12 protein-coding genes are annotated in these 13,678 nt (G+C 76.7%); 8 read left to right on the forward strand and 4 right to left on the reverse strand.

From position 1 onward, the window contains the following. Position 1 precedes the first annotated feature (1 nt). Positions 2-1,342: an NADP-specific glutamate dehydrogenase gene (gene gdhA, locus P9841_RS17055; protein WP_283319776.1), complete on the forward strand. Its 1,341-nt coding sequence runs from the start codon at positions 2-4 to the stop codon at positions 1,340-1,342. Here the strand turns inward: gdhA and P9841_RS17060 are convergent. After that, positions 1,302-3,155, reverse strand: coding sequence for an ABC transporter ATP-binding protein (locus tag P9841_RS17060; RefSeq protein WP_283319777.1), 1,854 nt, complete (start codon positions 3,153-3,155; stop codon positions 1,302-1,304). The genes gdhA and P9841_RS17060 overlap by 41 nt on opposite strands. Continuing rightward, positions 3,152-4,741, reverse strand: a complete 1,590-nt coding sequence (locus tag P9841_RS17065; protein ID WP_283319778.1) for an ABC transporter transmembrane domain-containing protein — start codon at positions 4,739-4,741, stop codon at positions 3,152-3,154. The genes P9841_RS17060 and P9841_RS17065 overlap by 4 nt, the downstream gene beginning before the upstream one ends. An 89-nt stretch (positions 4,742-4,830) precedes the next feature. On the opposite strand from P9841_RS17065, the gene P9841_RS17070 reads away from it, so the two are divergent. The 6 genes from P9841_RS17070 to P9841_RS17095 all read left to right on the forward strand — a co-directional run bounded on the left by P9841_RS17070 (position 4,831) and on the right by P9841_RS17095 (position 10,663). Continuing rightward, complete coding sequence (locus P9841_RS17070; protein WP_283319779.1) at positions 4,831-5,565, forward strand: helix-turn-helix domain-containing protein; 735 nt, start codon at positions 4,831-4,833, stop codon at positions 5,563-5,565. Positions 5,566-5,724: 159 nt separating this feature from the next. Continuing rightward, positions 5,725-6,687 carry an ABC transporter substrate-binding protein gene (locus tag P9841_RS17075; protein ID WP_283319780.1) on the forward strand — a complete coding sequence of 321 codons (963 nt, stop codon included), beginning with the start codon at positions 5,725-5,727 and terminating at the stop codon, positions 6,685-6,687. Further along, positions 6,684-7,583: a siderophore-interacting protein gene (locus tag P9841_RS17080; RefSeq protein WP_283319781.1), complete on the forward strand. Its 900-nt coding sequence runs from the start codon at positions 6,684-6,686 to the stop codon at positions 7,581-7,583. Before P9841_RS17075 ends, P9841_RS17080 begins: the two co-directional genes overlap by 4 nt. Before the next feature lie 10 nt (positions 7,584-7,593). Then, positions 7,594-8,655, forward strand: coding sequence for an iron chelate uptake ABC transporter family permease subunit (locus P9841_RS17085; protein ID WP_283319782.1), 1,062 nt, complete (start codon positions 7,594-7,596; stop codon positions 8,653-8,655). Continuing rightward, the gene (locus tag P9841_RS17090) at positions 8,652-9,746 is read left to right on the forward strand and encodes a FecCD family ABC transporter permease (RefSeq protein ID WP_502847969.1); all 1,095 of its coding nucleotides are present in this window, start codon (positions 8,652-8,654) and stop codon (positions 9,744-9,746) included. The genes P9841_RS17085 and P9841_RS17090 overlap by 4 nt, the downstream gene beginning before the upstream one ends. After that, positions 9,743-10,663: an ABC transporter ATP-binding protein gene (locus tag P9841_RS17095; protein ID WP_502847971.1), complete on the forward strand. Its 921-nt coding sequence runs from the start codon at positions 9,743-9,745 to the stop codon at positions 10,661-10,663. Before P9841_RS17090 ends, P9841_RS17095 begins: the two co-directional genes overlap by 4 nt. 10 nt (positions 10,664-10,673) lie before the next feature. Here P9841_RS17095 and P9841_RS17100 read toward each other — a convergent pair whose 3' ends face one another. Then, on the reverse strand, positions 10,674-11,114 hold the full coding sequence (locus P9841_RS17100) for a MarR family winged helix-turn-helix transcriptional regulator (protein WP_283319783.1): 441 nt from the start codon (positions 11,112-11,114) through the stop codon (positions 10,674-10,676). A gap of 68 nt (positions 11,115-11,182) precedes the next feature. On the opposite strand from P9841_RS17100, the gene P9841_RS17105 reads away from it, so the two are divergent. Continuing rightward, positions 11,183-13,075, forward strand: a complete 1,893-nt coding sequence (locus P9841_RS17105; protein ID WP_502847974.1) for an ABC transporter ATP-binding protein — start codon at positions 11,183-11,185, stop codon at positions 13,073-13,075. A 28-nt stretch (positions 13,076-13,103) separates the two neighbouring features. On the opposite strand, the gene P9841_RS17110 is transcribed toward P9841_RS17105, so the two are convergent. After that, positions 13,104-13,625 carry a CoA-binding protein gene (locus tag P9841_RS17110; protein ID WP_283319784.1) on the reverse strand — a complete coding sequence of 174 codons (522 nt, stop codon included), beginning with the start codon at positions 13,623-13,625 and terminating at the stop codon, positions 13,104-13,106. Positions 13,626-13,678 lie beyond the last annotated feature (53 nt).

A 13,678-nucleotide genomic window follows, 5' to 3' on the forward strand; every position in this document is an offset into this window, starting at 1 on the left:
GGTGCAAGGACAGCTCGACCAGGTGCTCGACCAGGTGCTCGTGCGGAACCCCGCCGAGCCGGAGTTCCACCAGGCGGTCCGGGAGGTGTTCGCCAGCCTCGGGCCCGTGCTCGCCCGGCACCCCGAGTACGTCGACGCCGCCGTGCTGGAGCGGCTGTGCGAGCCCGAGCGGCAGATCGTCTTCCGCGTGCCGTGGGTGGACGACTCGGGCCGGGTCCGGATCAACCGCGGGTTCCGCGTGCAGTTCAGCACCACGCTCGGCCCCTCGAAGGGCGGGCTGCGGTTCCACCCGTCGGTCAACCTCGGGATCGTGAAGTTCCTCGGGTTCGAGCAGGTGTTCAAGAACTCGCTCACGGGGATGCCGATCGGCGGCGGCAAGGGCGGGTCGGACTTCGACCCGCGCGGCCGCTCCGACGGCGAGGTCATGCGGTTCTGCCAGTCGTTCATGACGGAGCTGGCGCGGCACATCGGCGAGTACGTCGACGTGCCGGCGGGCGACATCGGCGTCGGCGGTCGGGAGATCGGCTACCTGTTCGGGCAGTACAAGCGCATGACCGGCCGGCACGAGTCCGGTGTGCTGACCGGCAAGGGCGTCACGTGGGGCGGCTCGCTGGTCCGCACCGAGGCCACCGGGTACGGCGCGGTGCTGTTCGCGCAGGAGATGCTGCGCGCCGCGGGCCGGTCGCTGGACGGGCAGCGCGTGGTGGTGTCGGGCTCCGGCAACGTCGCGGTCTACGCGATCCAGAAGGCGCAGCAGCTCGGCGGGCACGTGGTGGCCTGCTCGGACTCCGGCGGCTACGTCGTCGACGAGCGGGGCATCGACCTGCCGCTGCTGCAGCAGGTGAAGACCGTCGAGCGGCGCTCGCTCGCCACGTACGCGGAGCGCCGCGGCGGGTCCGCCCGGTTCGTCCCGGGCCGGCGCGTCTGGGAGGTCGGGGCCGCGGTCGCGCTGCCGTGCGCGACGCAGAACGAGCTCGACGAGTCCGACGCGCGGGCGCTCGTCGCCTCGGGGCTGGTCGCGGTCGCGGAGGGCGCCAACATGCCCACGACGCCCGACGCCGTCGCGCTGCTGCAGGACGCCGGCGTGCTGTTCGGCCCGGGCAAGGCCGCCAACGCCGGCGGCGTCGCGACGTCCGCGCTCGAGATGCAGCAGAACGCGAGCCGCGACTCGTGGTCGTTCGACTACACCGAGGACCGCCTGGCGGCGATCATGCGCTCGATCCACGACCGCTGCGCGGCGACCGCCGAGGAGTACGGGGCGCCGGGCGACTACGTGGTCGGGGCGAACATCGCGGGGTTCCTCAAGGTCGCGGACGCGATGATCGCCCTGGGCGTGGTGTAGCCCCCGGTCCGGGCGCGCCGGGGACGGTGCGCCCGGACCAGGCGTCCCACGCCGTGCGGAACGGCCCCGCCGTGGCGAGGAGCGCGGCGGGCGGACCCTGCTGGACCACCCGCCCTCCCGCGAGCACGACGACCCGGTCGGCCCGCACGGCCTGGTCCAGCCGGTGGGCGACGACGACCGCCGTGCGACCGCCGAGGACCGCGTCCAGCGCGGCGTCGAGGGCGTCGCGGCGCGTGCGCGGCAGGTCGGCGGTGGCCTCGTCGAGGACGACCACCGCGGGGTCGGCCAGCAGGACGCGGGCGAGCGCGACCTGCTGCGCCCTGTCCGGGGGCAGGTCCGCGCCGTCCGGGCCGAGCACCGTCGCCAGCCCGTCGGGCAGCTCCGACCACCAGGCGGCCCCGACCGCCTCGAGGGCGCGGACCAGGTCGGCGTCCGCGGCGCGGGGTGCGGCGAGGCGCAGGTCGTCGGCGAGCGTCCCGGCGAACACGTGCACGTCCTGGTCGACCAGGACCACGCACCCCGGCCGCTCGTGGTGGACCAGCGCGGCGTCGTCGGCCCCGACCCGCGCCCGGCCGGACGTCGGGTCGAGGGTGCCGGTGACCAGCCGCGCCAGCGTGGACTTGCCGGCCCCGGAGGGCCCGACGAGCGCGACGTGCTCGCCGGGGGCGACCCGCAGCGAGACCCCGTCGAGGACGGGGCGCCCCGGGTGGTAGGCGAACCCGGCCGCCTCGACCGTGACCGGCGGCGGCCCGGACCGCTCCGCGACGGGGCGGCCGCTCCGCTGCCGGGGCAGGTCGGCCACGCCGGCGAGACGGGCCAGGCCGGCGCCCGCGCGCGCCAGCTCGTCCACCTGGAACAGGAGCACGCCCATCGGCCCGAACAGCCGGTGGAAGAACAGCGCCGCCGCCGTCGCCGCCCCGACGCCCGCGGCCCCCGACGCCACGAGCAGGTAGCCCGCGGCCAGCACGCCCACCAGGCCGCACGCCTCCGCGAGGTTGAGGCCGTTCGCGAACCGGCCGACGTGCCCGACGCCGCGCATCTCGGTGGCGATCGCGGTGCGTGACGTCGCCGCGACCGCCTCGAGGTGCCGGTCCGCCTCGCGCAGCGCGAGGGCGGTCGGCGCGCCCTGGACGGTCTGGAGCAGCGCCTCGGCGCGCACGGCCTCCGCGGCGCGCGCCGCGGCGTAGACCGCAGGGGTGCGGCGGCGGAACCGGCGCGTCGACCAGACCTGCAGCGGGACCGCCGCCAGCGCGCCGGCGGCGAACCGCCAGTCCAGGGCCCCGAGCCCGGCCAGCGTGACGCCCACGGCGAACAGTGCCGACGCGACCGCCGGCAGCACCCCGGTGGCGGCCTCGCCGACGGCCTCGACGTCCCCGGACACCCGGGAGACGACGTCGCCCTGGCCGGCGGTCTCGACGTCCGCGGCGGGCAGGTGCAGCGCGCGGTCCACGACCTGCTCGCGCAGCTCGGCGAGGGCGTGCTCGCTCACCCGGGCCAGGGCGGCCGCGCCGACCGCACCGAGGGTGGCCGAGGCCAGCGACGCCACGGCGATGCCGGCGGCGGCCCAGGCGACGGCCGCGAGCGGACCGCGGTCGGTGGCCACCTGGACGACCACGCCGAGCAGCGCGGGCACGGCGAGGCCGGCCGCGGCGGCGACCAGCAGGACGGCGCCGGCCAGGGCGAGGCGGCGGCGGTGCGGGCGCAGCAGGCGCCGCGCGACCTGCCACGTGCGCCGGCCGGTCGCGACGGGGAGGGCGACGGTGCCCGCAGCGGACGGGCCGGCGGGGCCGGGCGCCGGATCGGGCGCGCTCACGCGGTCACCACCCGGTCGCACGCGGCCAGCAGCGCCGGGCTGCCCGTCACGACCAGGACGCCCTTGTCCGGCCGGGCGCGCAGGCCGGCGGCCAGCGCGACCTCCGTCACCGAGTCGACCGCGGGGGCCGGCTCGTGCAGCACGAGGAACGGCTCGCGCCGGTGCAGGGCGCGGGCGAGCCGCACCCGGTCCCGCTGACCGCCGGACAGGTCGCTGCCCCCGGCACGCACGGGTGACCGGGCCCCGTCGGGCAGCAGGTCGAGCACGTCGTCCACGACGGCGGCACGCAGCAGGGCCGGGTCGAGCTCGCCGTCGCCCGCGACGACGCGGTCCAGAGGCCCGGCGAACAGGTGGGCGTCCCGCGGCGGCGCGTGCACGGCGTCGCGCAGCAGGGGCCCCAGGTCGGCCGCGCACACCCCGTCGAGCTGCGCCTGCCCCCGCGGGGCCGGGACGCGGGCACCGAGCACGTCGACGAGCCCGGCCGCGCCGGGCACGTCGGCGTGCACACCCACGAGCTCGCCGCGGCCGACCGTGACCTGCGTGCCCCCGACGCGGACCGTGAGCGTGCGCGGGTCGGCGGGCGGCGCCACCGCGGGCGGCGGCAGCACCGGCGGGGCGGTCAGCGCGTCGCAGAGCCGGGCGGCGCTGGCCCGTCGCTGCGCCAGGCTGACCACGAGGTGGCCGGTCTCCGTGATCGGCGTCTGCACGGTCTGCACCACGCCGACGACGATGACGAGCTGCCCCACGGTGAGAGACCCGCGCAGCGCCAGCCACCCGGCCGCGAGGGCGACGACGCCGACCAGCACCCCGGAGGCCGCGGCGCTGCCGGCCGAGTACCACGCGGTGGCCCGCGCGGCACCGACGCGGGCGTCGAGCAGGGTGCGGCTGGTGCGCCGGTAGCGCCGTGCGGCGGCGGCGGAGGCGCCGAGCCCCTGGAGCACGCGCAGGCCGGCGACGAGGTCGGCCGCGAGCCCGGCGGTCTCGGCGGCCCGTGCCTGCTCCCGCTCGCTGCGCTGCTCGAGCGGCGCGGCGAGCCGGTGCATCCCCCAGACGGCGAGCGGGACGCCCGCCGTGAGCGCGAGGGCCAGCGGCGGCGAGACCGCCACGAGCGTCACCACGGCCGTGACGATCGCCGCGGCGGCGGCGAGCTGACCGGCGAGCAGCCACGTGGTGCCGGCGACGCGCGCGGCGTCCGAGGTGGCGAGGGACAGCGTGGCACCGGGGGTGCGCGCGGGGCCGCCGCGCTCGTCCAGCACGCGGCCCACCAGCCGCTGGCGCAGGTCGTGCTCCGCGCGCAGGTACGCGCGGGTGGTGGCGGTGAGCCCGAGCCGCCAGGAGAGGGTGAGCACGACGAACAGCGCGCCGGTCGCCGCCAGCCAGCCGGCCAGCGCCCGCGGGTCCCCGGGCAGCACGGCCCGGTCGACGGTGGCGCCGATGGCGACCGGCACCAGCATCTCCGCGACCTGGTGGCCCATGAGGCCCACCGTCCCGACCGCGACGGGACGGCGCTGGGCGGGCGCGGTCAGCGCCCGCAGCAGCAGGCGGCCGGGGGTGGTGCGGTCGTCGCGCGTGCTCGATCGGGTCACTCAGGGAAGGTAACCCTTACCTGTGGTGGCCGGTGCGCGGTAGCGTGACCGACCGTGTCGCGTTCGGGACACCGCACCGGAGGGAAGCCGTGGACTACCGCCTCACGACGAACGTGTTCCCGCCCGCGGCGCCGGGTCGCTGGGCCCGGCACCACCACGAGGAGCACGAGCTGCTGTGGGGGGCGCGCGGGCTGCTGACGGTCGAGACCGACGACGGCTGGTTCGCCGTGCCCGCGACCGCCGGGCTGTGGATCCCGGCGGGGGTCTCGCACGCCGTGGAGTCCTCGGGCGGTACGGCGTTCTGCTGCACCTACCTGCGCGACGCCCCGCCCGCCCTCGGCGCCCGGACCGCCGCGGTGACCGTGCCGCCGGCGGTCGTCGAGCTGCTGCGGCTGCTGGCCGACGAGCCGCTCGCCGACGACGTGCGCCGGCGGTGCGAGGACGTCGTGCTGGACCTGCTGCGACCCGTCGAGGTGGCGCCGATGGTGCTGCCCATGCCCGAGGACCCCCGGCTGCTGGGCGTCGCCCGGGCGCTGCTGCGGCAGCCGCACGACGGCCGGTCCGTGCAGGCGTGGGCCGGGGGGCTCGCGATGAGCGTCCGGCACTTCTCCCGGCGGTTCGCGCACGAGACCGGCATGACGTTCGACCAGTGGCGGCTGCACGCGCGCGTGCGGGTGGCGCTGGGCCTGCTGGCGCAGGGGGTGCCGGTCGCCGCGGTGGCCCGCCGGGTCGGCTACGCGAGCCCGAGTGCGTTCGTGCAGGCGTTCACCCGTGTCATGGGGCACACCCCGGGGTGGTACCAGGGCGGCGCCCGCTCGGCGTGACCGGCCGCGCGCGCGGGTGGTGGCCGAGCCGCGACACGGTGTGGCCGGTCGCCCGGCCGTCCGGGCGGTGGCGGCGCTCGCGACGCTCTTAGGCTAGGCAAGCCTTACCTGCCGCGCCGGTCGGCCCTGCCCGCCGAGCGCCCGAGCGATCCGAGGACCATGAGCACCCGTGCCTCCCGCGCGTCCGTCGCGCTGTCCCTGGCGTCCGTCCTGCTGCTGGCCGCCTGCTCCTCCGGCGGAGACGCCGTGGCGGAGTCCGCCCCGACGCCCACGACGACGGTCGTCGAGGACATGACCGGCGAGGTCGAGATCCCCACCGACCCGCAGGCCGCCCTCGGCATGTACACCACCGACGTCGACATCCTCCTCACCCTCGGCTTCCCGCTGGCCGCCTCGCAGCCGGTGCGCGACGAGGGCTACCAGACGTTCCCGTCGTTCTTCCCGCAGGAGGAGCTCGAGGGCGTCGAGACGTTCACGAACTTCCCCGAGTACAACTTCGAGGCGATCCTCGCCGCGCAGCCCGACTTCATCCTCAACGGCCTCGGGTACGACGCCGACGTGGTCGAGCGGCTGCCCCAGATCGCCCCGACGTACTCGTTCAACGGGTTCGACGGCAGCGACTGGCGGGACATCTTCCGCGCGACCGCCGCGCAGCTCGGCCGCGAGGAGCAGGCGCAGGCGTGGTTCGACGCCTACGAGGCGCGCGTCGCCGAGGTGAAGGCCGAGCTCGACGCGCGCGACGTGCACCCGGTCGTCGGCCCGGTCGACTACTGGGACGGCCAGGTCTCGGTGTCCTGCTACGGCGTCCCGTGCCTCGTGCTGCGCGACCTGGGCGTGGAGATCACCCCGTTGGCGACCGCCGAGGGAACGAGCCTCAGCCCGGAGCAGCTGTCGCAGCTGGCCGGCATCGACGTGTTCCTCACCTCCGCCGCCCCCGCCGGGGACGGCACCTTCCCGGACGTGTTCGAGCCCGTCGCCGCGAACCCGCTGTGGCAGGCGCTGCCCGCCGTGCAGGACGGGCAGATCCACACCGGCGACATGGAGATGCTCTACGGCTCGCCGAGCGGCCACATGGCCTACCTCGAGTTCGTCGCCGGAGCCCTGCTGGGTGACGACGCGTGACCGCCGGCCCCGTGACGACGGCCCGCATCCGCCGGGCCGTCGTCACGTCCGTGCACCGGCTCAGCCCCGGCATGGTCCGGGTGACCTTCGGCGGGGACGACCTGCTCGACCTGGTCAGCACCGGCGTCGGGGACGAGTACGTCCGGCTGTTCTTCCCGCGCCCGGGGGAGACGGACGTCGTCATGCCGTCCGTGTCGGGCGACTCCTGGGAGTACCCCGAGGGCGTCGAGCCCGGCCCGATGCGGACGTACACGATCCGCGACCTCCCGGAGCCGGGCGTGCTGGTCATCGACTTCGTGGTGCACGAGGGCGGGGTCGCCGCGGCGTGGGCGCTCGCGGCCCGCCCCGGGGACGTCCTCGCGCTCAACCCGCCGCGCGGGCTGTACGAGCCGCCGGCCGACGCCACCTGGCAGCTGCTGCTCGCGGACGCGACCGGTCTCCCCGCGCTCGCGCGGCTGCTGGAGCAGGCGCCCGCGACCCTGCGCACCCGGGCCGTCGTGCAGGTCGCGCAGGAGGACCACCGGTTCGACCTCGAGGTGCCCGACGGGACCGAGGTGGTGTGGGTCGTCGGCGGCAACGGGCACGGGCCGTGCCGGCTGCTCGACGTGCTCCGCGCCACCCCGCTGCCCCCGGGGCCGGGGTACGTCTGGTTCGCCGGCGAGACCCGGGTGCAGCGCGCCGTCCGCAAGCACCTGCGGCACGGGCTGGGCCTGCCCGGGACCGCGTACAAGACCGTCGGGTACTGGACGGACCGGCAGGAGGAGTGGGTCGAGACCTGGGAGGGACTCGGCCCGGACGTCCGCGCGCGGCTCGACGCCCTGTGGGCGGACGAGACCCGGGACCTCGAGGCGGTCGCCGACGACGTGGACGCCCTGTTCGCGTCGGTGGGGCTGTGAGCGCCGCGCGATGACGACCGCAGCCCCGCTCGCGCCGGCACCGCCCGTCGGCCCGCCCGCCGTCGCCGCCCCGCACGCCGTCCGCCGGGTCGCCTGGCTGGCGGGCGGCGTCGTCCTGCTGCTGCTCGCGCTGCTGGCGAGCCTGGCGCTCGGCGCGCGACCTGTGGGGCTCGGTGACGTGCTCGGCGCGCTGACGCGGTTCGACCCGGCGGTCGAGAACCAGGTGGTCGTGCACGACCTGCGGCTGCCCCGGACGGTCGTCGGGCTCGGGGTCGGCGCCGCGCTGGGCCTCGCGGGCGCGCTGATCCAGGGCCTGACCCGGAACCCGCTCGCGGACCCGGGGATCCTCGGCGTCAACGCGGGGGCGTCGTTCGCCGTCGTGCTGGGGGCCGCGCTGCTCGGCCTCACCCACATCACGCAGTACGTCTGGCTCGCGTTCGCCGGGGCGGTCCTCGCGACGGTGGTCGTCTACCTCATCGGCTCGGCCGGCCGCGGCGGGGCCACCCCGGTGCGGCTGACGCTGGCCGGCATGGCGCTCGGCGCGGTGCTCCAGGGCGTCGCGTCCGGGATCACGCTGCTGCGGCCCCGCGTCTTCGACTCGATGCGGCACTGGGAGGCGGGGTCGCTGGCGGCGGCCTCGTGGGGGACGTTCCGCGCCGTCGGGGCGTTCCTCGTCGCCGGCGCCGTCATCGCGCTGGCGTGCGCCCGGCCCCTGAACGCCGTCGCGCTCGGCGACGACCTGGCCCGCACGCTCGGCACCAGGGTCGGGCTGCTCCGGGTCGCGGTCGTCGCGGCGGTGACGCTGCTGTGCGGAGCGGCGACCGCGGCGGCCGGGCCGATCGCCTTCGTGGGCCTGATGGTGCCGCACGTCGCACGCTGGCTCGTCGGACCGGACCAGCGGTGGCTGCTGCCGCTCACCCTGCTGCTCGCGCCCGCGCTGCTGCTGGTCAGCGACGTCGTCGGTCGGCTGGTGCTCGCGCCCGCGGAGGTGCAGGTCGCCCTGGTCACGGCCGCGATCGGGGCGCCGGTGCTGATCGCGCTCGTGCGGCGCCGGAACGCGAGCACGCTGTGACCGCCGCACCGCTGCGCCGTCCGGGCCCGCCCGGCCCCGCTCCCGCGCTCGACCTCGGCCCCGGGCAGCGCGTGTGGCGGACCCGCGGCGACGCGCTGTCCGTGCGGGTCGGTGCGCGCCCGGTGGTCGTCACCGCGGCGCTGGCGCTCGCCGCGCTCGCGGTCGCCGTGCCGGCCCTCGCCCTGGGCGACTTCCGCGTCCCCGTCCCGGACGTCCTGCGCGCCCTGACCGGCGCGCTCGACGGTCCCGCGCGCACCGTCGTCGTGGACTGGCGGCTGCCCCGCGTCCTGCTCGCGCTGCTGCTCGGCGCGGCGCTCGGGATGAGCGGGGCGATCTTCCAGTCCCTCACCCGCAACCCGCTCGGGTCGCCCGACGTCATCGGCTTCGGCTCGGGCGCGTACACCGGCGCGCTGCTCGTCATGCTGCTGGGCGGGGGCGGCTGGGGAGCGGTGGCGACGGGCTCGCTCGCCGGGGGTCTGGGCACCGCGGCGCTCGTGTACGTGCTCGCGTACCGGGGCGGGGTGCAGGGCTTCCGGCTGATCGTCGTCGGCATCGGCGTCAGCTCCGTGCTCGCCTCGGTGAACACGTGGCTGATCCTCAAGGCCGACCTCCAGCTCGCGATGACGGCCGCGGTCTGGGGCGCCGGCAGCCTCAACGCGGCCGGGTGGACGCACGTGGGACCGACGGTGCTCGCGCTCGCCGTCATCGTCCCGGTGCTCGTCCTCCTGTCCCGGCGGGCCGACCTGCTCGAGATGGGTGACGACACCGCGCACGCCCTCGGCGTCGCGCCCGAGCGCACCCGGCTCGCACTGGTCGTCGTCGGCGTCGCGCTCACCGCCCTGTGCACGGCGGTCGCCGGGCCGATCGCCTTCGTCGCGCTCGCCGCCCCGCAGCTCGCTCGGCGGCTGACCCGCGGCACCGGCGCCGGGCTCGCGTCCGCCGCCGCCATGGGCGCGCTGCTGCTCGTCACGTCCGATGTGATCGCGCAGCGCGCGTTCGCACCCACCCAGCTCCCGGTGGGGGTGGTGACCGTCAGCATCGGCGGCGCCTACCTCGTCGGGCTGCTCGTCCGAGAGGCCCGCCGCCAGTGACCGCCGCCCACCCGACCCGCCCCGGCGTGACGCCGGCCGCCGCCGCGCCTGCCCCCGCGGCCACCGCCGCCCCCGCGGCCACCGCCGCGCCCGCCCCCGCGGCCACCGCCGCCCCCGGCGGCACCGCGGTCGCCGCACGGCTGCGGGCCGCCGACCTCACGCTCGCCTACGGCGACCGCACCGTCGTCCGTGGTCTCGACCTGGTGGTCCCCGAGGGCGAGCTGACGGTGGTGGTGGGGCCCAACGCGTGCGGCAAGTCCACGGTGCTGCGCGCGCTGGCCCGGCTGCTGCGACCCGCCACCGGGACCGTGCTGCTCGACGGCCGGTCGCTGCGCGAGCTCGGGAGCAAGGAGCTCGCCCGGACGCTCGGGCTGCTGCCGCAGACGTCGACGGCGCCGTCGGGGATCACGGTCGCCGACCTGGTGACCCGCGGTCGCTACCCGCACCAGCGCCTCGGCCGCCAGCTGTCCCGCGAGGACGCCGACGCCGTCGAGCGGGCTCTGGCGGCGACCGGCATCGCCGACCTGGCCGCGCGTCCCGTCGAGGAGCTCTCGGGCGGGCAGCGGCAGCGGGTCTGGGTGGCGATGGTGCTGGCGCAGGAGACCGGGACCCTGCTGCTCGACGAGCCGACCACGTTCCTCGACATCACCCACCAGTACGACCTGCTGGAGCTGTTCGTCGACCTGCACCGCGCGGGCCGCACGGTGGTGGCCGTCCTGCACGACCTCAACCAGGCGTGCCGCTACGGGACGCACCTCGTGGCGATGCGGGACGGCGCCGTCGTCGCGCAGGGGGCGCCCGCCGACGTCGTGACCCCCGCGATGGTGCGGGAGGTGTTCGGGCTGGAGGCGATGGTGGTGCCGGACCCCGCCGTGGGGACCCCGATGGTGGTGCCGCTCGGGCGACCCCGGCGCTGACCGGCGCGCTTCAGCAGGGGTCGGCGTCGTCCACGAGGCGGTGCAGCAGGCGCAGCAGCTCGGCCTGCTCGCCGGGCTCCAGGCGCGCGAGCAGCTCCTCGGCGTGCCGCCGGCGCTGCCGGTCCGCCTCGGCGAGCACCGCCCGGCCCTCGGCGGTCACGGCGACCAGGGTGGCGCGGCGGTCGGTGGGGTCGGGCAGGCGCTCGACGAGCCCGGCCGCCTCGAGGTCGTCGACGAGCGAGGTCACGGACCTCGGGACGATGTCCAGCGCGGCCGCGAGGGTGGTCTGCCGCTGGGGCTCCGGGGTGCGGGCGGCCGTGCGGAGCAGCCGGTGCCGGGCGGGGCTGAGGTCCACGCGCTCGCGCACGTCCCGCCGCATGGTGTGCAGGGTGCGGCGCAGCAGCCAGAACAGCTCGTCGCCGGGGTGCGGGGCCTCGCCGGGCAGCGTCATGCCCCCACGATAGCGAGTCCGCCACATAGAGAGGTATCCTCACTAAAGTTCGACACCCCGGAGGCCCCATGTCCATGCACGCACGCGCCGGCGGGGTGGACGCCCGGTCCATGTACCGCTCGTTCCGCCTCGACCCGTCCGTCGCGCGGCGCCGCGTCACCCGAGACGTGCTGCGCCGCATCCTCACGTTCGCCCGGCCCTACCGCCGGCTCATCACCGTCTTCCTCGTGCTCATCGCGTTCGACGCCGCGGTCGGCGCGGCGACCCCGCTGCTCTACCAGCGGATCATCGACGACGGCATCGCGCAGGGGCGCACCGGCGTGGTGCTGGCCCTCGCCGGCGTGGTCGCGCTGCTGGCCCTGGTCTCGGCCGGCCTGGCGCTCGCCTCGCGCTGGCTCTCGGCGCGGATCGGGGAGGGCCTGATCGTCGACCTGCGCACGCAGGTGTTCGACCACGTGCAGCGCATGCCGCTCGCGTTCTTCTCCCGCACCCAGACCGGCGCGCTCGTCCAGCGGCTCAACGGCGACGTGCTCGGGGCGCAGCAGGCGTTCACGTCCACGCTGTCCAACGTCGTCTCCAACGTCCTGACCGTCGTGCTCGTGATCGCCGCCATGCTGTCGCTGTCCTGGCAGATCACGCTCGTCTCGCTCGTGCTGCTGCCGGTGTTCGTGCTCCCGGTGCGCGCGATGGGCCGCCGGCTCGCCGCGGTGACGCAGGAGGCGTACGGCCTCAACGCCGACATGGGCCAGACGATGACGGAGCGCTTCAACGTCGCCGGCGCGCAGCTCGTCAAGCTGTACGGCCGCGCCGACGACGAGACCGCCGTGTTCGCGGGCCGGGCCTCGCGCGTGCGCGACATCGGCATCACCAGCGCGATGTACAGCGCGGTGTTCCGCATCGGGCTCACCCTCGTGGCGGCCGTGGCGGTCGCGATCGTGTACGGGCTCGGCGGGGTGCTCGCCATCCAGGGCTCCCTGACCGTGGGCGTCGTCGTCGCGCTGACGTCGTACCTCACGCGGCTCTACGGCCCGATCACCGCGCTGTCCAACGTGCAGGTCGACGTCATGACCACGCTCGTGTCGTTCGAGCGGGTGCTCGAGGTGCTGGACCTGCGGCCCAGCGTCGACGACGCCCCGGACGCCCGCCCGCTGCCGGACGACCTGCCGCGCACCGCGAGCATCGAGCTGGACCGGGTGACGTTCCGGTACCCGTCCGCGGCCGAGGTGTCGCTCGCGTCGCTGGAGTCCGTCGCGCGGCTGGAGACCGAGGTGCCCGGCACGACGCTGCACGACGTCTCTTTCCGCGTGCCCCACGGCCACGTGGTCGCGCTGGTCGGGCCGTCCGGCGCGGGCAAGTCGACGATCAGCCAGCTCGTCGCCCGGCTCTACGACGTCACGGCCGGCGCGGTCCGGGTCGCGGGCCAGGACGTCCGCGAGCTCACGCAGGCGAGCCTGCGCGACGCGGTCGGGATCGTCACGCAGGACGCCCACCTGTTCCACGACACCATCCGCGCGAACCTGCTGTACGCCCGGCCCGGTGCCGGCGACGCGGAGCTGGAGCAGGCGCTGCGCCGCGCGCAGATCTGGGACCTGGTGTCCCGGCTGCCCGACGGCGTGGACACCGTGGTGGGCGACCGCGGCTACCGGCTGTCCGGCGGCGAGCGCCAGCGGCTCGCGATCGCGCGCCTGCTGCTCAAGGCGCCCCCGGTCGTGATCCTCGACGAGGCGACCGCCCACCTGGACTCCGAGTCGGAGGCCGCCGTGCAGCGCGCGCTCGCCGAGGCGCTGGAGGGGCGCACCGCGCTGGTCATCGCGCACCGGCTGTCGACCATCCGGGAGGCCGACTCCATCGTCGTCCTGGACGAGGGCCGCGTCGTGGAGCAGGGCACGCACGCCGAGCTGCTCGCGGCCGGCGGGCTGTACGCCGAGCTGTACGAGACGCAGTACGCGCCCGCGGGCTGACGCCGGGGCGGGCGTCCCACGGGTGCCCTCAGACGCGGCGCGGCACCCGGCCCGTGAGCGTCATGAGGCGGCACATGGCCCGGTGCGTCCGGTCCGACGGCGCCCCGAACATCAGCGGGCAGCCGCCGTCGATCACCGTGAGCCCGCGCGCCCGTCCCTCCGCGGCCGCGGCGTCGTCCACGCTGCCCGCGTCGACGGACCGGTGCATCCAGACCTGGTCGATCCCGAGGTCGGCGGCCTCGCGGACGGTGGCGGCGGCGTGCTCGGGCCGCGTGGCCACCACGACCGCGTCGACGCCGCCCGGGATGGCGTGCAGGTCCGGGTACGCCGGGTCGTCCTCGACCGTCGCGGCGTTCGGGTTCACCGCGAACACCTGGTAGCCCGTGTCGCGCAGCCGCCGGTAGACGACGTTGCCGCCGTGGCTGCCCGGCGTGCGGGACACCCCCGTCACGGCGATCCGCCGCGACGCGAGGAACCGCTCCGCCGCCTCGCGCAGGGGGGTGGTCCGTCGGTCGTCCGTGCCGGTCGCGTCGCTGCGGTCCCTGGTCATCGTCCGCTCCTCGCGGGCCGGCGCGTCGACGCGCGGCCCCGTCGTCGTCCGGT

Origin of the sequence: Cellulomonas sp. ES6, assembly GCF_030053835.1 — a bacterium.
Lineage (GTDB): Bacteria > Actinomycetota > Actinomycetes > Actinomycetales > Cellulomonadaceae > Cellulomonas.